This is a genomic window from Proteus penneri (genome assembly GCF_022369495.1).
Classification (GTDB): Bacteria; Pseudomonadota; Gammaproteobacteria; order Enterobacterales; family Enterobacteriaceae; genus Proteus; species Proteus penneri.
The window spans coordinates 305,524-327,310 of sequence record NZ_CP059690.1 but is presented as its reverse complement, the minus strand read 5'-3'; the positions used below and the strand labels follow the sequence as shown (position 1 = coordinate 327,310).

17 protein-coding genes and 1 other RNA gene are annotated in these 21,787 nt (G+C 38.1%); 6 read left to right on the top strand and 12 right to left on the bottom strand.

Translation table 11 applies throughout. From position 1 onward, the window contains the following. Nucleotides 1-15: 15 nt before the first annotated feature. On the bottom strand, nt 16-660 hold the full coding sequence (gene acrR / locus H1225_RS01410; protein ID WP_161671073.1) for a multidrug efflux transporter transcriptional repressor AcrR: 645 nt from the start codon (nt 658-660) through the stop codon (nt 16-18). 124 nt (nt 661-784) lie between these two features. Here acrR and H1225_RS01405 point away from each other — a divergent pair, with 124 nt between their 5' ends. The 4 genes from H1225_RS01405 (at nt 785) to H1225_RS01390 (ending at nt 6,389) form a co-directional block, all read left to right on the top strand. After that, nucleotides 785-1,978, top strand: a complete 1,194-nt coding sequence (locus tag H1225_RS01405; protein ID WP_072063654.1) for an efflux RND transporter periplasmic adaptor subunit — start codon at nt 785-787, stop codon at nt 1,976-1,978. A gap of 14 nt (nt 1,979-1,992) precedes the next feature. Beyond that, nucleotides 1,993-5,142, top strand: a complete 3,150-nt coding sequence (locus tag H1225_RS01400; protein ID WP_109847872.1) for an efflux RND transporter permease subunit — start codon at nt 1,993-1,995, stop codon at nt 5,140-5,142. Nucleotides 5,143-5,777: 635 nt separating this feature from the next. Continuing rightward, nucleotides 5,778-6,140 (top strand): Hha toxicity modulator TomB, encoded by a 363-nt coding sequence (gene tomB, locus H1225_RS01395; RefSeq protein ID WP_072063656.1) that lies wholly within the window; start codon nt 5,778-5,780, stop codon nt 6,138-6,140. Nucleotides 6,141-6,185: 45 nt separating this feature from the next. After that, nucleotides 6,186-6,389 carry an HHA domain-containing protein gene (locus H1225_RS01390; RefSeq protein WP_006535062.1) on the top strand — a complete coding sequence of 68 codons (204 nt, stop codon included), beginning with the start codon at nt 6,186-6,188 and terminating at the stop codon, nt 6,387-6,389. A gap of 407 nt (nt 6,390-6,796) precedes the next feature. Here the strand turns inward: H1225_RS01390 and ffs are convergent. After that, an RNA gene (ffs, locus tag H1225_RS01385) (signal recognition particle sRNA small type) lies at nt 6,797-6,893 on the bottom strand. Between the two features lie 309 nt (nt 6,894-7,202). Here ffs and tesB point away from each other — a divergent pair. Then, nucleotides 7,203-8,078, top strand: coding sequence for an acyl-CoA thioesterase II (gene tesB / locus H1225_RS01380; RefSeq protein WP_072063657.1), 876 nt, complete (start codon nt 7,203-7,205; stop codon nt 8,076-8,078). A gap of 42 nt (nt 8,079-8,120) precedes the next feature. Here tesB and amtB read toward each other — a convergent pair whose 3' ends face one another. The 5 genes from amtB to H1225_RS01355 form a co-directional block, all read right to left on the bottom strand. Then, nucleotides 8,121-9,413 (bottom strand): ammonium transporter AmtB, encoded by a 1,293-nt coding sequence (amtB, locus tag H1225_RS01375; RefSeq protein ID WP_161669327.1) that lies wholly within the window; start codon nt 9,411-9,413, stop codon nt 8,121-8,123. 12 nt (nt 9,414-9,425) lie between these two features. Then, nucleotides 9,426-9,764, bottom strand: coding sequence for a P-II family nitrogen regulator (gene glnK, locus H1225_RS01370; RefSeq protein WP_072063659.1), 339 nt, complete (start codon nt 9,762-9,764; stop codon nt 9,426-9,428). A gap of 243 nt (nt 9,765-10,007) precedes the next feature. Continuing rightward, nucleotides 10,008-11,795 carry a SmdB family multidrug efflux ABC transporter permease/ATP-binding protein gene (locus tag H1225_RS01365; RefSeq protein ID WP_161727587.1) on the bottom strand — a complete coding sequence of 596 codons (1,788 nt, stop codon included), beginning with the start codon at nt 11,793-11,795 and terminating at the stop codon, nt 10,008-10,010. Next, nucleotides 11,782-13,527 carry a SmdA family multidrug ABC transporter permease/ATP-binding protein gene (locus H1225_RS01360; protein ID WP_109847875.1) on the bottom strand — a complete coding sequence of 582 codons (1,746 nt, stop codon included), beginning with the start codon at nt 13,525-13,527 and terminating at the stop codon, nt 11,782-11,784. Before H1225_RS01360 ends, H1225_RS01365 begins: the two co-directional genes overlap by 14 nt. Nucleotides 13,528-13,584: 57 nt before the next feature. Then, a complete protein-coding gene (locus H1225_RS01355) occupies nt 13,585-14,046 on the bottom strand; it encodes an Lrp/AsnC family transcriptional regulator (protein ID WP_072063662.1) in 462 nt (153 codons plus the stop codon). Nucleotides 14,047-14,204: 158 nt separating this feature from the next. Between H1225_RS01355 and queC the strand changes: the two genes are divergently transcribed. Then, nucleotides 14,205-14,903 (top strand): 7-cyano-7-deazaguanine synthase QueC, encoded by a 699-nt coding sequence (gene queC / locus H1225_RS01350; protein WP_072063663.1) that lies wholly within the window; start codon nt 14,205-14,207, stop codon nt 14,901-14,903. A gap of 147 nt (nt 14,904-15,050) precedes the next feature. Here queC and H1225_RS01345 read toward each other — a convergent pair whose 3' ends face one another. The 5 genes from H1225_RS01345 to lon all read right to left on the bottom strand — a co-directional run bounded on the left by H1225_RS01345 (nt 15,051) and on the right by lon (nt 21,565). Beyond that, on the bottom strand, nt 15,051-15,455 hold the full coding sequence (locus H1225_RS01345; RefSeq protein ID WP_072063664.1) for an acyl-CoA thioesterase: 405 nt from the start codon (nt 15,453-15,455) through the stop codon (nt 15,051-15,053). A 246-nt stretch (nt 15,456-15,701) separates the two neighbouring features. Continuing rightward, on the bottom strand, nt 15,702-16,076 hold the full coding sequence (locus tag H1225_RS01340; protein ID WP_167426099.1) for a ComEA family DNA-binding protein: 375 nt from the start codon (nt 16,074-16,076) through the stop codon (nt 15,702-15,704). A 287-nt stretch (nt 16,077-16,363) separates the two neighbouring features. Beyond that, nucleotides 16,364-18,241: a peptidylprolyl isomerase gene (gene ppiD / locus H1225_RS01335; RefSeq protein ID WP_072063665.1), complete on the bottom strand. Its 1,878-nt coding sequence runs from the start codon at nt 18,239-18,241 to the stop codon at nt 16,364-16,366. Between the two features lie 473 nt (nt 18,242-18,714). Continuing rightward, nucleotides 18,715-18,990 carry a nucleoid-associated protein HU-beta gene (gene hupB / locus H1225_RS01330; protein ID WP_036911695.1) on the bottom strand — a complete coding sequence of 92 codons (276 nt, stop codon included), beginning with the start codon at nt 18,988-18,990 and terminating at the stop codon, nt 18,715-18,717. A 214-nt stretch (nt 18,991-19,204) separates the two neighbouring features. Next, nucleotides 19,205-21,565, bottom strand: coding sequence for an endopeptidase La (gene lon / locus H1225_RS01325; protein WP_072063666.1), 2,361 nt, complete (start codon nt 21,563-21,565; stop codon nt 19,205-19,207). Nucleotides 21,566-21,787 lie beyond the last annotated feature (222 nt).

The window sequence follows — 21,787 nt, the reverse complement described above, 5'->3', positions numbered from 1 at the left end:
AAGTCTAATAATAAATTAAGATGACGCTGATATTCTCATATTGGCGCTGTGCTTTATCATATCAATAAAGCTATCAACCAAATATTGACCTTCATCTTTGATAGAGAAACTTTCTGGTGAAAATAACCAATTTTCGGCAAGACCCGTCATCATGGCTCTTAACATAATGGCAGCTCTTCTTAAATTAAGATTGGCAGGAAGCTGTTTTTTCTCAACACAACGAAATAAAGATTGTTCTATTCTAGAATAATCTGCTGCACACAATTCTCTGCGAATTTCAACAATTGGCGTCATTTCACCGACAAATTCGCATTTATGGAAATATATTTCTAAAAGTGAATTATGTTTAGGATCTTCGACAATGGATGTCAATATGTAAATAAGCAATTCTCTTAATACAAATAGTGGATCATCTGGATATTTTGTTTGATACTCTAATTCTAAAGATTCTATTTTTAAGTCGGTGAGTTTGCACGCTTCAGTAAATAAATCCACTTTATTTTTAAAGTGCCAATATATTGCGCCTCGGGTAACACCTGCCGCGGATGCAATATCTGAAAGTGATGTGGCAGAAACGCCTTGCACAGTAAACAGCCTAATTGCAGCATCAATAATCTGCTGTTTTGTTTCTTGTGCCTGCCGTTTAGTTTTTCGTGCCATTAATCCTCGATTTTGACTGAAGTTAATTTACATACATTCATGTATGTTTGTACTATACATCGCAATCAATCATCAACTTAATTATTTTTATCCCGGGAAACAACGTTTGAATAGAGGTTTTCTTATGCGAAAAAACAGAGGGGTTTTGCCTCTGGCTCTGTTAGTGCTATCAGGCAGCTTGGTTCTTGCTGGATGTGACGACAAAGCTAAACAGTCTGCTGGAGGTCCACCTCCTGCACCGGCTGTCGGTGTTGTGACTTTAGGAGCAGAAGCTCTGACAATCACTACTGATTTACCAGGTCGTACATCAGCTTTCCGTATTGCTGAAGTTCGCCCTCAAGTTGGCGGCATTATTTTAAAGCGCAATTATACTGAAGGTAGCTATGTAGAAGCGGGTACATCTTTGTATCAAATCGATCCAGCTATTTTTGAAGCAACTTTAAATAGTGCGAAAGCTGAATTAGCGAAAGCGAAAGCAAATGCTGAAATAGCGCGTCTCACTGTGGAACGTTATAAGCCTCTGCTAGGTACAAACTACGTCAGTAAACAAGATTTTGATACTGCAACATCTCAATATGCACAAGCTGTAGCTGCTGTTAAAGCAGGCGAAGCTGCGGTAACAACTGCAAAGATTAATCTTGAATACACAAAAGTAACAGCACCTATTTCAGGTCGTTCAGGTAAATCTACTGTGACTGAAGGCGCACTTGTCGCTCCAGGTCAGCAAGTGGCACTGACAACTGTTCAGCAAATCGATCCGATTTACGTCAATGTGACGCAGTCGAGTGAAGATTACCTGAAACTTAAAAATGAAATTGAAAGTGGCGTTATTCGTCAAGAGCAAGGCAAACCTGTTGTTCATTTAACATTGACTAATGGGCAAGCTTACGCACAGAAAGGTCATTTAGAATTTTCTGATGTGACTGTTGATGAAACAACAGGCTCAATTACGATGCGTGCTATCGTACCTAACCCAAATGGGGAATTATTACCAGGTATGTTTGTTCGCACTAAATTAGAAAATGGTATTCGTCAAAATGCAATTTTGATCCCACAGCAAGCTGTGATCCGTACTGCTCGTGGTGAAGCGACAACAATGGTTGTTAATAAAGACAATGTTGTTGAAGTTCGTACCATCGATGTGTCACAAGCTGTTGGTAATAAATGGCTCGTTAATAGTGGTGTTCAGGCTGGTGAACGCGTTATCGTTTCTGGATTGCAAAAAGCAAAACCCAAAATGACAGTAACGCCTCAAGAAGAGAATTTAGATGCGAAGCCATCACCTGAACAAACTGAGCCAGCTAAGAATCCTCAATAAGGAGTCGGTGATCCATGCCTAAGTTTTTTATAGATAGACCGATATTTGCGTGGGTAATTGCGATAATTACCATGCTCGCAGGTCTTCTGGCACTCATCAAACTGCCTGTAGCCCAGTATCCAACGATTGCACCGCCAGCGATTTCTATCTCTGCGGTTTATCCTGGTGCTGACGCCACCACTGTGCAAAATACAGTTACCCAAGTTATCGAACAGAATATGAATGGTATCGATAACATGGTGTATATGTCTGCGACCAGTGACTCAGCGGGTATGATGAATATCACTCTGACCTTTGAAGCAGGTACTGATCCTGATATCGCGCAAGTACAGGTGCAAAATAAATTGCAACTTGCTATGCCGCTATTACCTCAGGAAGTGCAACAGCAAGGGATTAGTGTTGATAAATCATCAAGTTCATTCTTGATGGTTGCAGGTTTTATCTCTGCTGACGGTTCAATGTCACAAGATGATATCGCAGACTATGTGGGTGCAACGATTAAAGACCCATTAAGCCGTGTAACCGGTGTGGGTGAAACCCAGTTATTTGGTACTCAATACGCGATGCGTATTTGGTTAGATCCCGATAAACTGGTGAAATACAACATGACCACACTTGATGTTATCGGTGCGATTAGAGCACAGAATAACCAAGTGGCAGCAGGTCAATTAGGGGGCACACCTCCTGTTCCTGGTCAGCGTTTAAACGTATCTATTATTGCTCAAACTCGACTCAATACCGCAGAGCAATTTGGCGATATCCTGATGAAGGTTAATACCGACGGTTCTCAGGTTAAGCTAAAAGATCTCGGTATAGTTGAAATGGGAGCAGAAAACTACAGTACTATTGCTCGCTTTAATGGCTTACCTGCTTCTGGTATCGGTATTAAATTAGCAACAGGTGCTAACGCATTAGATACCGCAACCGCGGTACGTGCTGCATTAGCTGAAATGGAGCCATTCTTCCCTGCGGGATTAGAGGTCGTTTATCCTTATGATACAACGCCATTCGTTAAGATCTCTATTTTCGAAGTGGTAAAAACGCTTATTGAAGCAATCATGCTGGTATTCGTAGTGATGTATCTGTTCTTACAGAACTTCCGTGCTACGTTAATTCCAACAATTGCAGTACCAGTTGTATTATTAGGTACCTTTGCCGTACTCTCGGCATTCGGTTATTCGATAAATACCTTGACGATGTTTGCGATGGTGCTTGCCATCGGGCTTCTGGTGGATGACGCCATCGTTGTGGTAGAAAACGTCGAACGTGTTATGCAAGAAGAAGGTTTATCGCCTAAAGAAGCAACACGTAAATCTATGGGACAAATCCAAAGTGCGCTGGTCGGTATCGCCCTTGTGCTTTCTGCGGTATTTATTCCAATGGCATTCTTTGGTGGTTCAACAGGTGCGATTTATCGCCAGTTCTCTATCACCATCGTATCAGCAATGATCCTGTCTGTTTTCGTTGCATTGATTTTAACACCTGCACTTTGTGCAACAATGTTAAAACCAATACCAAAAGGCAGCCATGGTGTGCAAACGGGCTTCTTTGGTTGGTTTAACCGTACCTTTGAAAAAAGCAGCCATCACTATACTGATAGTGTATCCCGTACACTTCGTGGTACTGGTCGTTACTTATTAATTTACGTTTTATTAGTCGCAGGTATGGCGTTAATGTTTATTCGCTTACCCGCATCGTTCTTACCAGAAGAAGACCAAGGGGTATTACTGACAATGGTTCAGTTACCTGCGGGTTCAACACAAGAACAGACTCAGGACGTATTAGAAAGAGTAAACGACTACTTCAATACTGATGAAAAAGAGCTCGTTAAATCTGTCTTTACCGTAAGTGGCTTCGGCTTCGGTGGTCAAGGACAAAATATGGGTCTGGTCTTCGTTGTATTGAATGATTGGGATGAACGTAAAGCGGATGAAGACAAAGTTCCGGCGATTGTAGGACGTGCCAACATGGCACTATCCCAAATTAAGGAGGCCTTTGTTTATTCATTTAATATTCCAGCGATTGTTGAGTTAGGCTCTGCGGGTGGTTTCGAATTCGAGTTAATAGATAAAGCTAACCTTGGTCACGAAAAACTCATGGAAGCGAGAAATCAATTACTCGGAATGGCAGCGCAACAACCTCAAATGTTAATGGGCGTGCGTCCTAACGGTCAGGAAGATACTTCACAGTATCGCCTCTATATCGACCTAGAGAAAGCACAAGCTCAAGGTGTTGCAATTAGTGATATCTATTCAACATTAGGTACGATGTTTGGTGGTAGCTATGTAAACGACTTTATCGACCGTGGTCGTGTTAAGAAAGTTTACGTTCAAGCTGAATCACAATTCCGTATGTTGCCACAAGATATTGGTAATCTTTATGTTCGTAACAATGTCGGTCAGATGGTTCCATTCTCATCGTTCATTGATACAAGTAAAGATCCTTGGTTATACGGCTCTCCTCGTTTAGAGCGTTATAACGGTTTACCAGCAGTTCAAATTCAAGGTAGTGCAACACCAGGTCAAAGTAGTGGTGATGCAATGCTTATGATGGAAGATCTCGCAAGTAAACTACCAAGCGGTATCGGTTATGAGTGGACAGGAATGTCATATCAAGAACGTTTATCTGGTAACCAAGCGCCTGCGCTGTATACCATTTCCTTGATAGTTGTATTCCTTTGTCTTGCAGCTCTTTATGAAAGCTGGTCAGTACCATTCTCTGTCATGTTAGTCGTTCCACTAGGTGTTATTGGTGCTCTTGCATTAACATCACTAAGAGGCCTGGAAAACGACGTTTACTTTAAGGTTGGGCTCTTAACAACCATTGGGTTATCGGCGAAAAACGCAATCTTGATTGTTGAATTCGCCAAAGACTTGATGGAGAAAGAAGGTAAAGGACTCATAGAAGCAACGTTAGACTCTGTTAGAATGCGTCTACGTCCAATTCTAATGACTTCACTGGCCTTTATGTTAGGGGTTATTCCTCTGGTATTAAGTAACGGCGCAGGTTCTGGTGCTCAAAACTCAGTAGGTACAGGTGTATTCGGTGGTATGATTGCCGCGACTTCCCTTGCTATCTACTTCGTTCCTATCTTCTTCGTCGTGATCCGTAGACGGTTTGCGAAGAAAAATGAAGATTTAGAACATCCAAATCATTCACACTAATTTAAGTGATAATGCCAAAAAGGTCGCGAAAGCGGCCTTTTTATTTAGCTATTGATGTATTGTTTAAAATGAAAAATTGTTTCATTATATTATTTCTAGGTAATATCTCTTTAATCAATAAATTCATTTTATTTTTTTTCTTATATGTGACTTTTTGTCAAAATGAGGTAGTTCTGTTATTTATAAATAACAACGATATTTATACCTCATTTACACGCTTAAGCATTTGAAAATATAATAAAAACCAATATAATCATTATGTTAAGAGAATGTTCTTCAATTGGGATTTCTTAATTTTTACGAAAATAGACAAAATTATGTTGTTCAGATAGTGACTTATGTAATAATAGTGCTATATTAAGCAAAGAAATACTTATTGTATAAGTTTTAAACTCATTCGTGTATAATTCCGTATACAATTTAGTATTGTCTTTCGATATGCTATTACTTTGTTAGAAATAATAAATATAATTATTAAACCCTTTTAGCATACGAGTAAATATAAACACCTATTTTCAAGTTTATGTTTTTATTAATCCATTAATGAATTATGTGATGTATCTCATTAATAAGCTCAACTTTAAGTATTTATCTTTATTAATGAATATTTTCTATTAATTCAATTGCGATATGTTATGGACGAATATTCACCAGAAAAAGTAGATTTAGCCGAATTGTCGTTTTTGTGCGAAGAGTTATTACAGCAAGCTTTAGACTCATTAGATAAAGGCAGCACGGTTTGGCACAACGATCTGAGTAGCACAAAAAGCGTTGACCTTAATATCCTAATTGAACACATTATGGACTTTAGTTGGAAATTTAAGATTAAGTACCCAGATAAACATGTAATTAATACGCTTATAGAAGAGTATCTTGAAGAGACTTATCGTTTATTTGGTAATACATCAATTTCTTACTCAGATATCAATAATTGGAAAGAGTTAAACCAGTCACTTCTAACTCTTATTGCCAAAAACCCCAAAAATTATATTAAGTAATTTTAATTATCTTTAGTTTTATTTTAATTATAGAGAAAAGACAACATGACTAAGACAGACTATCTAATGCGTTTAAGAAAATGTACTTCAATCGAAACATTAGAACGTGTAATTGAAAAAAACAAATATGAACTCTCTGATGATGAACTGGAACTGTTTTATTCAGCAGCAGACCACCGTTTAGCAGAACTCACAATGAACAAGCTATATGATAAAATCCCAGCATCTGTTTGGAAATTTGTAAGATAATCTAGTTCTATTTAATTACCTTAGTTTTATTTTTGCTATTTTTATTTTTTATAGTAGTAGGGTTATTAGTTCTTAATTTAGATATCGTTTTATTCACGTTTTCTTATCAGTAGAATAATTACACACCATCATGCCGTTAACTTATTACGGCATGACTGCATTTCTTTACCCAAATATTCCTCTCATTTATAAACACTACCGTAAATTTTCTCATAATAAATTAATGCATTGAGCGTACTGTTTTCTATTCAATAATATTAACTCTCAAATTCAAAGAAAACAGAACTCAAAAAAACACATATAGAGAGTAAAATTATAAGGAAAAATAAATCTAAGAAGATAATAGTGATAAGAGATTCGAAATGATGAGAGATTAAAAATCATGAAGGGCTAAAAATTGGGTGGGGCCTTGCCAGCGACATCCCGGCACACGCGACACCTGCCATGGCTGCTTCCTTCCGGACCTGACCGAGTTAACAAGTTAGCGTTGCGGGAGAACCAACAAGACCCCATAGATTGTCTTATTGCTAAGACGTCACGCATTATGTTTTAAACTGATCCAAATAGCAAGGAAAGCGAGACTAAGTGATTACTAATTACCCAAATCCGTGCTCACTAATTATTCAATTGACTCTAAGGCTCTTTTACCTGCCATAAATTTATCAAAGCGCACTCAAACAATAATCTCATCAACTCTGTTCATTTATCATTAGATTGCTACAAGATAAAAAGGGAGATTATTTTTTTATATTCCTAGGATTGTATATAATCAACTTTATAAAAAATCACCAGATCTAATGATACAGGTACACTATGAGTCAAGCATTGAAAGATCTCATCAATTTGATGGCACTTGAAAAAATAGAAGAAGGCCTATTTAGAGGCCAAAGCGAGGATTTGGGATTACCGCAAGTTTTCGGTGGGCAAGTTGTAGGACAAGCACTATATGCTGCAAAACAGACAATAGCTGATAACCGCTATATCAACTCATTTCATAGCTACTTTTTACGTCCTGGTGATAGCCATAAGCCTATTGTTTATGATGTGGAATTTATTCGTGATGGTGGATCATTTAGTACTCGTAGGGTCAGTGCTATTCAGCACGGTAAACCTATTTTTTATATGACCGTTTCTTTTCAAGAATTTGAAGAAGGCTTTGAACATCAAGATACAATGCCTGATGTTCCTTTTCCAAATGAGCTTATCTCACAAGATGAGATTTTAAAGAACTTAGCACCCAAATTACCCGAGCCGATTAAATCTTTAGCACTTCGAGAAACACCGTTTGAAGCGCGCCCTGTGCAATACTTTAGCCCGTTTGGCTACGCTAAAGCGCCTGCTGAACGTTATGTTTGGTATCGTAGTCGAGGTGAAATACCAACCGATCCTTTCTTGCATCAATATTTACTTGGTTATGTTTCTGATTTTGACTTTTTACCAACTGCTCTCCAACCTTATGGATTAGGTTTTATGGATACAAGTCTGCAGGTCGCTACGATTGACCATTCTATGTGGTTTCATCGCCCATTCCGTGTGGATGATTGGTTACTTTATGTGATTGAAAGTCCTTCCGCATCAGGGGGCAGAGGATTTGTTAGAGGTAAATTCTTTAATACAAAAGGTCAACTCGTTGCATCTTCTGTTCAAGAAGGGGTTATTCGTCAAAAACGAGCTAAACATTCAAAATAATACCTTGGCATATTCCCCCCTCAATTGAGGGGGAATAGACAATTATTGTTGATAAGCTCTTTCACCATGAGTCGTTAAATCTAACCCATCATGCTCTTCCTCTTCTGAAACTCGCAAGCCCACCAGCTTATCTGCGATTTTAAAACCTATATAAGCGACAACACCAGACCAAATCACTGTGATCACAACGCTCATTAATTGAATTAAAACTTGTTTACTGAGTGTCATACCATCGCTATATCCCACTCCCCCTAAAAATGAAGCCGTAAATACCCCTGTTAATAAACAACCAGCAATACCACAAGTACCATGAATACCAAAAACATCACAAACATCATCTGCCTTTAACCAGCGTTTTAAAACAACGACGCCCCAAAGCCCAATGATCCCACCCATTACACCGATAAATAAAGCACCCATCACTCCGACCGTGCCAGCTGCAGGTGTAATCGCAACTAATCCTGCAATACAACCAGAACAACTACCTAACATAGAAGGTTTGCCTCTGGTGAGCCATTCTGATGCAGTCCAAGAAAGCACGGCTCCTGCCGTTGCAATTACTGTATTTAGAAATGCTAAAGCTGCGATTGCATTTGCACTGCCAGCAGAGCCTGCATTAAAACCAAACCAACCGATATAGAGCACCGCTGTACCAGTAAAGACCATTGGTAAATTATGAGGTTTAAGCGCTGTATGCTGACTATCACGCCGTTTGCCAAGTAAGTAAGCACCAACAAGTGCCGCAATCGCTGCATTAATATGGACAACGGTTCCCCCAGCAAAATCTAATGCCCCATCATCGATTAACCAACCACCTTCTCCCCATACCATATGTGCAATAGGAATATAAGAAAGTGTGAACCAAATAATCGTAAAAATGAGCAGTGCAGAAAAGCGAACGCGCTCTCCTAGTGCCCCAACAATTAATGCAACAGTGATAACAGCAAAAGATCCTTGAAAAGCAATATGTACATACTGATTAATTGAGCCAGAGAGTGAATCTAGTGATACGTTATTCAAAAAAGTAAGTGACCACCCACCCCAAATTTTATTACCGGCGGTAAATGCCAAACTATAGCCAAATGTAACCCAAAGAATAACAACGATACTGAAGATCATCATCACTTGAGTGATCAAAGAAAGTACATTTTTTCCTCTCAATAACCCGCCATAAAACAGAGCAATACCGGGCATCGTCATAAAAAAGACTAAAGCGGTACATATCAACATAAAACTATTATCAGCTTTATCAACCCCCCCTGTTTCAGTTGCAAATGCAGATGAAGAAAAGTATGTAAGCACTAACATTAATAGTAAAGAAAGTAAGCGTCTCATCGAATATCTCCTTTAAAGTGCTTCATCACCAGACTCACCAGTACGAATACGGACTGCCTGCAATAATTCAAAAACAAAAATTTTTCCATCTCCTACCTTTCCTGTATCAGTCGCTTGCATAATCACTTGCATAACTGACTCAAGTTGCTCATCACAAATAGCGAGTTCTATTTTTACTTTGGGGAGAAAATTAACTTCATACTCAGCCCCTCTATACAACTCCGCATGTCCTTTTTGTCGCCCATATCCCTTTACTTCACTGATTGTCATTCCCTTTATACCTAACTCAGAGAGCAACTCTCGCACTTCTTCTAATTTAAATGGTTTAATAATGGCAATGATATATTTCATATAAACCTCGTCGATATTTGAAAGAACAAACCCTAAATAGAAAAGCAAAAGACATGCCATTATTTAATTGATTGATATTTAAGAAAAAATAAACTTTTTGAATAATGAAAATGAAAAAGCTCACCGAATTGGTGCAAAAATACGATAGCTATTTTGATAAAAGCAAGATAAATGGGAAATCAAAAAGGGCACATACATTAAGATGATGTGCCCTCTAAAATTATATTTTTTTATTTATGGTTATTATTCTACTTTAAGAGGAGATTGTTCTTGTAAAGATTCTCTGACCTGCTGTAATTGATACATATTATAGTATCGGCCTTTTTGCGAGAGTAACTTAGCATGATCGCCCTGCTCGACAATTGCACCACGATGAAGTACTACAATTTCATTGGCTTCAATAATAGTGGAAAGTCGATGAGCAATAACAATCAATGTTGTTTTTTCCCTAACTACTTTTAACGCTTTCTGTATGGCTTGTTCTGTTCCTGAATCAATATTTGCTGTTGCCTCGTCCAGAATAAGAATACGAGGAGGTATTAATAATACACGCGCCAATGCAAGTAACTGTTTTTGACCAGCAGATAAGCGACTACCTTGTTCACCAAGTTTTGTTTGCAGCCCTTCTGGTAACGCTTTAACCCATTGATCGAGTTGAACTGTTTCTAATACCTGCCATAAATGTGACTCATCACAATCACGCCCTAACGTAATGTTGTCATGCAGTGAACCCGATAATAAAACGGGATCTTGCTGTACCATTGCAATACCACTACGCAATGCAGCGTGAGAATACGCTTCTAATGGTTGCTTATCTAAAGAAATACTCCCTTTTTGCCAAGGATAATTACCCATTAATAAACTGGCTAAAGTACTTTTACCACTTCCTGTGTGCCCAACGAATGCGACAAAATGACGAGCAGGAATAGTTAAATTGATATCTTTTAATACCCATTGCTCATTACGATACGCAAACCAAAGAGAGCTAATCTCGATATTACCTTGAGTAATAGAATGTGTTGATGAACCGTAATGCTGTAAAGGTGCATCCATCAGTTCAAAAACACGCTCACCAGAGACAACCGCCTGTTGTAGAATCGATTGCTGTGATGTCAATGTGATCAAGGGTTCATTTAATCGACCTAAATAACTAATGAATGCATAAATCACCCCAACTCCAATAACCGCACTACCTTGATAACCAAAGAGCATCAATAAGCCACACAGAACTAACGCAGAGAGCATGCTTAATAAAGGGCGTAATAACAGACCATCAAGTTTTAACGCTTTCATACGCGCTTGGTAATGCTGCCAGCTGTCATCTGACATTCTTTCACCAAATCGAGCTTGTTGCCTAAATTGTTGAATAACTGACATTCCATTGATAACTTCGTGGAAACCATCATTTATATTGGCAAGAAAATGACGTACATTGCGTACAATCGGCGTGCTCAGTCGCTGATAAAGCATCATCACACCAATAACTGCAGGGAAGATAGTCATCGCTACCAATGCCATTTGCCACTCTAATAAGAACATGGCAATTAACATAACAACCACTAACGCAATCGCTCGAAATAATGTCGGTAAGACATTAACAAACAAATCTTTAATTGTTTCGGTATCATTCGTTACACGAGAGATTAACTGCCCCACGGGCTGATTATCAAAAGCACTTAATGGCTGTTTTAGTGCCGCACTCATTACATCAGTACGTAATTGTTGTACCACCCCAACAGCAGCATGATTAAACACAATGGCTTGATAATAGTGAAGTGTGGCAGCAATTACTTGCAAAAGAATAAAAGCCAATGCTAGGCCTAATGATGACATTAATTCCACATTATTCGTGGCAACTTTTGCATCAATAAAATAACCTACAATTAATGGGCCACCCACTTCTGCAATAGCGGCTACCCACAACATAATGACACCCCATGTCATGGATTTACGATAAGCTTTACCATAAGTCAAAAGACGCTTTAATGCAGGCAATAGCGCTTTAACGGATTTATTTTTATTCATCGTCATCCAGCGCGGCCTCTAATTGCTGATAATGGTACATATCTTGATACCAACCTGGTATTGAAATTAACTGCTGATGTGTACCCTGCTCTATAATCTCACCTTGTTTTAAAACTAAAATATTCGTAGCACCAACCAATGCAGATAAACGATGAGCACTGATAATCAACGTTCTATCTTTTCGCCATTGCGACAAATTTTGTAAAATTTGATATTCAGTTTGTCCATCAACGGCAGATAATGCGTCATCTAATAACAAAATTTCCGCATCTAAGAGTAGCGCTCGCGCAATAGAAATACGCTGTTTTTGTCCACCGGATAACATCACACCTTTTTCGCCTACCTGTGTTTGATACCCTTCAGGTAAACGCAGAATATCGTCATGAATATTGGCCAGTTTAGCGACTGCTTCAATTTCGTCTTTAGTTGCATTAGGGCGCCCTAATGCAATATTTCCTGCGATAGTATCTGAAAATAGGAAGGGGGTTTGATTAACAACAGCCAGTCGTGCTCGCCATTCATCAAGCTTCAATTGATAAATGGGTATAGATTGAAAACAAATTTCACCTTCAGTTACATCGTAAAGTCGTTGAATAACGGTGAGTAGTGTACTTTTTCCACTTCCAGTCATTCCGCAAATTCCCAACATATCACCGGGAGATAAGGTGAAATGAATATTCTTAAGCACATCCGTTGTTTGTTCAGGATACTGAAAGCGGTCGATATCAACAGACAATATCCCTCGACCTTGTTTTGGTGATAAATCACCATCAATCATATCGAGTTTTTCATTCAATAAGCTATTGATTCGGCTATAGGCTGCACTGCCACGCTCAACAATATTGAACATCCATGCTAAAGCCAGCATTGGCCAAATCATTTGACCTAAATACATAACAAAACTGGTTAATTCACCTAATGTCATTTTGTCATTGAGTACCAAATAACTCCCACCAGCAACCGCGAGTAAATTAGCAAACCCAATAGCCATAAAAATAGTAGGATCAAAGAGCGCATCAATTCTTGCAACACGCATATTTTGGCGCCCAGTTTCTTTTGCCACATCATCAAAACGGGATGCATGCTGTTGCTCTAGTCCGAATGATTTGATCATACGAATACTACTCAAACTTTCCTGTGCTTGATTATTAAGTGAAGAGAAAAGTGCTTGTGCGGTTTTAAAGCGACTATGTAGCTTATCACCATAACGTTTAATCAAAATCGCCATGAGTGGCATCGGTAATAATGAAATCAGTGTCAGTTCCCAACTTAACTGAATACTCATCATGACGAGTACCGCAAGCCCCATAACCATAGAATCCACTAAGGTTAGTACACCTTCACCAGCTGCGAAAACCACTTTATCAACATCATTAGTGGTCCGTGCAATTAAATCGCCTGTACGATAGCGATGATAAAATGAGGAAGATTGTTGATTAAGTTGTTGATAAATTTGCATCCGCAGTTTTATTGCTAATTGATAAGATGCACCAAATAACCAAAGACGCCAAAAATAACGTAAAAGATAAACTGCGAGGGCAATTAATACCATCACACCAATCCAATTCATCACTTGGCTAAACGTCAGACTATGGTTATCAACACCATCTACAATGATCCCAACAATCTTTGGCGGGATCACCTGTAATACTGCGATAACCATCAATAAGAAAATAGCACCGACATAACGACGCCATTCACTGAGAAAATACCAACTGAGCTGTGAAAATAGAGCCACGCCTTAAATCCTAAGGTTATACAAAAAAATAAAAGTGCCAGTTGGTAAAGATGAACCTTATTCAGGTATCGGCATTGCCGTTGTGTATTTAATTTTTTCCATTGCGAAGTTAGAAGTCACATCAATAAGACCCGGTACGCCATTTACCATACGCTTATAAAATAGGTCGTAACTTTTCATGTCGACTACTTCAACATGCATTAGATAATCACACTCACCCGCCATTCGATAGAATGTCAGTACTTCTGGCATTTGCTTAACAAATGAAACAAACTGTTCGTACCATTCGCTATTATGCTGCTGTGTTCTAATCATAACAATAACTGTTAGACCTAGCCCGATTTTTTCACTATCAAGCAGAGCAACGCGCTTACGAATATACCCTTCATCCTCTAGTCTTTTCAATCGTTTCCAGCAAGGCGTTGAAGTTAGGTTAACAGCCTCAGACAAAGTATTCAGTGAGAGGCTTGAATCTTCCTGTAACAGCGCTAATAGTTTACGGTCAATCTTATCTAACATAGATACTCCTTCAAAATATGCCCCTACAAAAAATAATGATAATCTGCCCCTTACTATAAGAGTAATCATCTAATGATAAATCGGTAATAAATTGCCATAATATCTGTACTTTTATGCGTACTAATCCTTATAAAATTTCAATATTCAGGAGTATTCTGATGAAAAAAACGGTCGTTGTCTTTAGTGGTGGGCAAGATTCGACAACCTGCCTTATTCAAGCATTGGAAAAGTACGATGAAGTACATTGCATTACGTTTAATTATGGGCAACGCCATAAAGAAGAAATTGAGGTAGCACAAAAAGTAAGTCAATTACTGGGGGCAACTGCGCATAAAGTTTTAGATGTAAGTTTACTCAATGAACTCGCTATTAGTAGCTTAACTCGCGACAATATTCCTGTTCCTGATTTCAAAGAAAGTGAAGAAAGTGATATTCCTAGTACCTTTGTACCGGGTAGAAATATTCTATTCCTTACTTTAGCAGCAATTTATGCTTATCAAATTGGCGCTGAGAGTGTCATCACTGGCGTTTGTGAGACAGATTTCTCGGGTTACCCTGATTGTCGCGATGAATTTGTAAAAGCACTGAATCATGCTGTCAACTTAGGTATTGCACGTGATATTAAATTTATCACACCATTAATGTGGCTAGATAAAGCCGAAACGTGGGCGCTTGCTGATTACTATAAAAAGTTAGATTTCGTTCGTCATAAAACGTTAACTTGTTATAACGGTATTCAAGGTGATGGCTGTGGTGAATGTGCGGCTTGTCATTTAAGGCAACGCGGATTAAACACTTACTTAGCTGATAAAACACTCATTATGCAAACAATGAAACAGAAAGTAGGTCTTAAATAATTATCATAATTACCTTACTTATTATCACTGCTATCTGCCATTCTATTCACTTATGCAGTGATAATTCATCAAACATTATCACTGCATTAAATCATCTTAGATTAGCCTAGGCATATTTAGTGATAAATTTTTAATACTCTCTATGTATTAGGATGATTGACGTACATATTCAAGCTTCTCTCTTAACTGTTCTGTTAATGTCAGTGCTTTTTTTGTATTGATATCAACAAGAACAAAAGTAATTAATGCATCAGAAATAAGTGCACCATCTTTTTTTCTGACAATCTTTTGAGAAAGCACACCACTTTTAACCCCCACTTCAGCAATATCACAATCAATGAGTAACTCATCACCTAAACTTGCAGGTAAGCGGTAATTAATATTGATATTAGCAACCACTAATGCCAAGCCATTGCGCTTAAACCAATCAAAATCTAAATGTTGCTCAATCCAATCCCATCGAGCTTGCTCTAAAAATTCAAGGTAACGTGCATTATTCACATGTTCAAAAACATCTAAATGAAAACCATAAACTTTAATTAATGTACTCATATCAATTTATTACCTCTTGATTATTCTAATAAAGTTCTTATAGATTTTTTTGCAATACCATAAATATAGCCAAAAAAATAAATTTAGTAATTTCTGATATAGGTTTATTTCATTTTCTTTTAACAAAGAAAACACTAAGAAAACGTGTTTCTCTTATCAAAAAAATCAAAGAGAAACACGGAGTTTTTAATCAATATTCACGTTTCTGCTATCACTTATACTCAATATCGTATAAGAATGAATACGTTAATTAATAACAATAAAATCACGATTTTGATCAACTAACTTCATACCAATTCCAAAGACTTTTTCAAGTTCATCAATAGTGGTAAAGCGCCCTAGCTGTTCGCGATAATCAATAATGGCTTGCGCTTTTGCTTTTCCGATCCCTTTTAATCCCATTAATTCATCTACTGTTGCCGTATTTAAATTAACTTTACCTACTGTACTGGCTTTATTTTCCTTAGCATCACGCTCAACAGATGAGTGAGTTTCAATAGAAACCATTGGGGTTGAGGCGGGTGTTTCTTCTGCATAAGAGAGAGGAGAAAGCCCTAATCCTAAAGCTAGGCAGATAGAAGCCATAAAACCTGACAATACTTTTTTATCCATCTTCATAATCATAATTTCCTTTTATTCAATAATTTTAAATTTAATCGCAAACAAAGAGTTCTGAATGCAGGAAAATAATGACAACATATTGATAAACAAGCAATTATATAAAAATAAAACTACGAGAGAGTAGGAAAAATAAAAATGTAAAAAAGAAGCATTACAAAAAGTTGTCTAGCTTGCTCTCAAATATGATTTTTTTGAGAGACGGAGTTATTGGTTTAAGTTACCAAAGTGAATCGGCATAAAAAAACCCAGCTTTAAGCTGGGTTTTCAATGTAATAACTCAAATTCAATTATTGATAATCTTTATCAAAAATTTCAATTTTAGCGTTATCTTTTAAGTCACGTAACATGAGTTGTAACGCTTCTTCGCCCATCTGAGCACGATAGAGATTAGTCATAAACTCAAGTTGTTCAGATGTTGGTTTACCATCTGTTACGCTATCTAATTGAATAAGGACAACTTTAGTACCAGGTACATTAGTCATACCATACTCTTTTTTACCTTCAGCAGGTTTTGGCATAGAGAAAATAGCAGTTTGTACGACATCTGTTGCAGATGAGTGAACGATGCTTTCTTCACTACCAAACGAAACATTAGCAGCTTTCAGTGCTTCTTCGCCTTTACCTTCTTTCAATGCAGCTAAAAGTTTTTGGGCTTCCGCATTCATGGCTTGTGATGCTTTTTGCTGTTTAACCAGCATAACAACCTGATCACGCACTTTGTCTAATGGTTGGCTTGCTGAAGGCTTATAACCTTCTACACGCACGATAAATGCACTGTCATTACCTAACGTCACCATGTCTGAATTCATGCCAGTTGGGCCATTTTCATCCACCAATGAACCCCCAAAAATTAACTGGGTGAGTTTTTCATTATTTAATGGTGCAGGAACGTTATTTTCATCAAACCAATCAGTATTAACCACCGTCACGTTGCCCGCTTTAGCGGCGGGAGCTAATGTGTCGTTGTCATTAGATGCAGCTTGGCTCACCTTTTGTTGTAATGCGAAGAAATCATCAATCGCTTTGTTTTCACGCATTTTTGCCAATAAATCTGTTTTCACGTCATCAAATGGTTTTACAACAGAGGGTTTGACATCATCAAGACGGAAAATTGCGTAGCCATTACTGATTTTAACAGGTTCAGAGATTTGGCCTTTTTCTGTCAAACTTGCATTAGCCAGCTCGGGTAACTCTTGCCCGATAGTTATCCAACCTAAAGAACCATTTTGTTTTTTAGAGAAACTATCAATAGATTTTTCTTTCACTAACGAAACAAAATCAGCGCCTTTTTTCAGCTCGTCTTCTGCTTCTTTAGCCGAAGCTTCATCAGCTAATACTAAGATGCTGTACTGTTTCTGCCCTGCCGTAGTGAACTCATCAATATTACTATCGTAATAAGCTTTCGCTTCTTCATCAGTAATGTTGATATTATTAAAATCTTTTTGAGCATTTAATTGGATATAGCTAATTTTAAATTGCTCTGGCGCGATGAACATTTGGTTATTTTGCTCATAGAACGCTTTCACTTCTTCATCAGATGCCGTTTCTTTTTCGAGGAATGGCTGAATGTCTAATGATGCTAAGCGTACATTACGGCTTTGTAGCATTAATCCAGCAAATTCTTTAACTTCGCTATCTAAGGCAAAATCAGTGCCTTGGATAGAAAATTTTAATTGCTGGTTAATTAGGTTTTGACGAATGCCTTCTGCGAAGGCATCCGCATCAATATTATTGCCTTTCAATAAATCGACATATTTTTTATTGTCAAATTTGCCGTTAGTTTGAAAGTAAGGAAGTGCAAAAATAGCATCTCTAATTTGCTGATCACCGGCTGAGATACCCAGCTTTTGTGCAAATTGATCAAGTAATGCTTGGTTGATCAATAAATCAAGCGCTTGTTGGCGAATGAGTTTCTGGCCTTCTTCTGAGGAAGCAAGAGCAGCAAAATTTTCACCCATATCTTGTTGTAATTGAGCTCGACGTTGTTGATAAGCTTGCTCTAATTGAGAACGGCTAATTTTATACCCGTTAACTTCAGCTGCATCATTGACGCCTGAACTAAAGAGATATCCGCCCACACCAGTTAGGACGAAGGAGAGGATGATCACAGCTAATAATATTTTTATAAATGGATTATTAGCAGTGGAACGAATGTTGTCCATCATAACGAGACGAGGCTCCGTTTGGTGAAATAAAAATTATTTTTATGGGTGTTACACGACTATTTTGAGCACAGCAAAAAGATAATATGCTCATGCTGGCTAAATATCAAAATGTCGCGACACACGACAATCATTAAAAACAGCCAGTCCCATATTAATGCACAGTCTTAACACGCACTTTCTATAACTAAGAAAAAACTAAACAGCATTATTTGATTCATTGATTACGATAGCAGTTAACTCATCACTAAATCATTCATTGTTGTCTATTTTAGTTATAGAACAACGGAGCATTCTATCAAATGACCACTTCAGTTTCACGTTTTATCGCCAGAGAATACAAGGTTTAATCGTGATTTATAATCAAAAAAGAAAAGCGCATCTCAAAAAGATGCGCTTCATTTTTTAATTGAGTTGTTTTCTGTTTACCCATAACGTTAAGTTAATAACTCTTTGGCAGAAAGTTCATTCAACTATTATTGATTAACTGCGTCTTTTAAGCCTTTACCCGCACGGAATGCAGGAACTTTTGCAGCTTCAATTTGAATTTCTTTACCAGTTTGTGGGTTACGGCCCGTACGAGCTGCACGATCACGTACAGTAAAAGTACCGAAACCTACTAATGCTACATCATCACCTTTTTGTAAAGATTCAGTGATAGAAGCAACCAGAGCATCTACAACACGACCTGCTGCCGCTTTTGAGATATCTGCATTTGCAGCAATTTTGTCGATCAGTTGAGTTTTATTCACGCTTTCATCCCCATAATTTTATGCGTTATTTTTCACCATTAATGGCAAATTTTGCAAACGTCGTTATATCAAGCCTTTTTAGATATAGCAAGACCGATAAAACAGCATTTTTAATTAAAATCGCCATTAAATTAGCGACACAAAAAAAGGCTGGCAAGCTTTTATTACTTATCCAGCCTTTTTTTTAGCTATAATTTATGACTAATATCACTCTTTAGTGTGATTTATCAGTAACAACTTCCATGCCAAACGGTGAGTTTTGCAGGGCTAGCGTTAAAACTTCCTCTATTGTTTTCACCGGGTGAATATCCAGATCAGCAACAATATTTTCAGGAATTTCTTCTAAATCACGTTTATTTTCATCAGGGATAAGAACTGTCTTAATTCCACCGCGATGTGCAGCAAGTAACTTTTCTTTTAGTCCGCCAATTGGCAATACTTGTCCGCGTAACGTAATTTCGCCCGTCATTGCAACATCAGAACGTACAGGGTTACCTGTTAGGCTTGATACCAACGCAGTACACATTGCGATACCGGCACTTGGACCATCTTTTGGTGTTGCCCCTTCAGGAACGTGTACGTGCATATCACGTTTTTCATAGAAATCGCTATTAATACCCAGTTTATCAGCACGAGCACGAACGACAGTCATTGCCGCTTGAATAGACTCTTGCATCACTTCACCTAAAGAGCCAGTGAATGTTAGCTTGCCTTTACCCGGTACACTTGCAGTTTCAATAGTCAGTAGATCACCACCCACTTCTGTCCATGCAAGTCCTGTTACCATACCTACTCGATTTTCTGTATCAGCACGACCGTAGTCAACTTTACGAACACCTAAGTAGTCTTTGAGATTATCTTCGTTAATCTCAATATGTTTGATTGTGCTATCCATTAGCAGCTGTTTTACTGCTTTACGGCATAATTTAGAAATTTCACGCTCTAAACTACGTACACCCGCTTCACGCGTGTAATAACGAATAATGCCCATAATCGCGCTGTCATGAATTGTCAGCTCGCTTGGTTTTAACGCATTACGCTCAATCTGTTTTGGTAACAAATGTTGCTTAGCAATATTCAGTTTTTCGTCTTCGGTATAACCTGATAAACGAATAACTTCCATACGATCCAACAACGGTGCGGGTATATTCATGGAGTTAGAGGTTGCCACGAACATAACATCAGACAGATCGTAATCAACTTCCAGGTAATGGTCATTAAATGCGATGTTCTGTTCTGGATCTAACACTTCTAACAGAGCAGAAGCTGGATCACCTCGCATGTCGGATGACATTTTATCAATTTCATCTAATAGGAAAAGTGGGTTTTTGACGCCAACTTTCGCCATTTTCTGAATTAATTTACCTGGCATAGAACCGATGTAAGTACGACGGTGACCACGGATTTCAGCTTCATCACGTACACCACCTAACGCCATACGAACATATTTACGGCCTGTTGCTTTAGCAATAGATTGACCCAGTGAAGTTTTACCTACTCCCGGAGGCCCTACCAAGCACAAGATTGGCCCTTTAATTTTGCTAACTCGAGACTGAACTGCGAGGTATTCAAGGATACGCTCTTTAACACGTTCTAAACCGTAATGGTCAGTATCAAGAACTTCTTGCGCTTTCACTAAGTCTTTTTTAACTTTGCTACGACTATTCCAAGGAACTTGAACCATCCAATCAATATAGCTACGTACAACTGTGGCTTCTGCTGACATTGGCGACATCATTTTTAATTTCTGAAGTTCCGCTTCTGTCTTCTCTTTTGCCTCTTTTGGCATTTTAGCCGCATCGATTTTACGCTTCAGCGATTCCATTTCATCAGGTGCATCATCCATCTCACCTAATTCTTTTTGAATCGCTTTCATTTGTTCATTGAGATAATACTCACGCTGACTCTTTTCCATCTGCTTTTTAACGCGGTTACGAATGCGTTTTTCAACTTGTAGCAGATCGATTTCTGATTCCATCATCGCCATTAAATATTCAAGGCGTTCTGTCACATCAGACATTTCAAGTACAGCTTGCTTATCTTTTAATTTCAGCGGCATATGTGAAGCAATGGTGTCTGCTAATTTCGCTGATTCTTCGATAGCATGTAATGAGGTTAATACCTCTGGCGGAATTTTTTTATTCAGCTTGATATAACCTTCAAACTGATTAATCGTTGTACGATTTAAGACTTCTTGTTCGCGCTCATCAACGGCTGGCGTTTCAAGGTATTCTGCTTTCGCCTGAAAGTATTCACCATTGTCAGATAGCGTCGTAATTTTGGCACGACGAATACCTTCAACAAGTACTTTTACTGTTCCATCAGGTAGTTTTAGCATCTGTAAAACAGACGCAACTGTACCAACAGAAAAAAGATCATTCACACCTGGTTCGTCAGTAGATGCATCTTTCTGCGCAACCAGCATAATTTGTTTGTTGTCGTTCATCGCGGCTTCTAAGCAATGAATAGATTTTTCACGACCAACGAACAACGGGATCACCATATGCGGATATACAACGACATCACGTAATGGCAATACAGGTATTTCAATACGTTCTGGACGCTCAGGATTCATAGAGCTCTCTCTTCGTTTTTAGCTTAACGCTTTTACAGGTAATTTTATTCGCATGTCACCAAATAAAATTAATTCCACGGATTGTCAAAATATATAAGGGCACTTTTCTGACATTCAATAGCATTACGCATTAAAAAAACAAAATGAGGGAAAATTCCCTCATTTTTATTGCGTTGGCACGCTTTATCTTGAATTTCTCTCTTACTTTTGAGAGAAAACGAG

Coding starts and splice junctions, on each gene's coding strand:
- acrR (WP_161671073.1), bottom strand. CDS start 660: ATGGCACGAAAAACTAAACGGCAGGCACAAGAAACAAAACAGCAGATT.
- H1225_RS01405 (WP_072063654.1), top strand. CDS start 785: ATGCGAAAAAACAGAGGGGTTTTGCCTCTGGCTCTGTTAGTGCTATCA.
- H1225_RS01400 (WP_109847872.1), top strand. CDS start 1,993: ATGCCTAAGTTTTTTATAGATAGACCGATATTTGCGTGGGTAATTGCG.
- tomB (WP_072063656.1), top strand. CDS start 5,778: ATGGACGAATATTCACCAGAAAAAGTAGATTTAGCCGAATTGTCGTTT.
- H1225_RS01390 (WP_006535062.1), top strand. CDS start 6,186: ATGACTAAGACAGACTATCTAATGCGTTTAAGAAAATGTACTTCAATC.
- tesB (WP_072063657.1), top strand. CDS start 7,203: ATGAGTCAAGCATTGAAAGATCTCATCAATTTGATGGCACTTGAAAAA.
- amtB (WP_161669327.1), bottom strand. CDS start 9,413: ATGAGACGCTTACTTTCTTTACTATTAATGTTAGTGCTTACATACTTT.
- glnK (WP_072063659.1), bottom strand. CDS start 9,764: ATGAAATATATCATTGCCATTATTAAACCATTTAAATTAGAAGAAGTG.
- H1225_RS01365 (WP_161727587.1), bottom strand. CDS start 11,795: ATGACGATGAATAAAAATAAATCCGTTAAAGCGCTATTGCCTGCATTA.
- H1225_RS01355 (WP_072063662.1), bottom strand. CDS start 14,046: ATGTTAGATAAGATTGACCGTAAACTATTAGCGCTGTTACAGGAAGAT.
- queC (WP_072063663.1), top strand. CDS start 14,205: ATGAAAAAAACGGTCGTTGTCTTTAGTGGTGGGCAAGATTCGACAACC.
- H1225_RS01345 (WP_072063664.1), bottom strand. CDS start 15,455: ATGAGTACATTAATTAAAGTTTATGGTTTTCATTTAGATGTTTTTGAA.
- ppiD (WP_072063665.1), bottom strand. CDS start 18,241: ATGATGGACAACATTCGTTCCACTGCTAATAATCCATTTATAAAAATA.
- lon (WP_072063666.1), bottom strand. CDS start 21,565: ATGAATCCTGAGCGTCCAGAACGTATTGAAATACCTGTATTGCCATTA.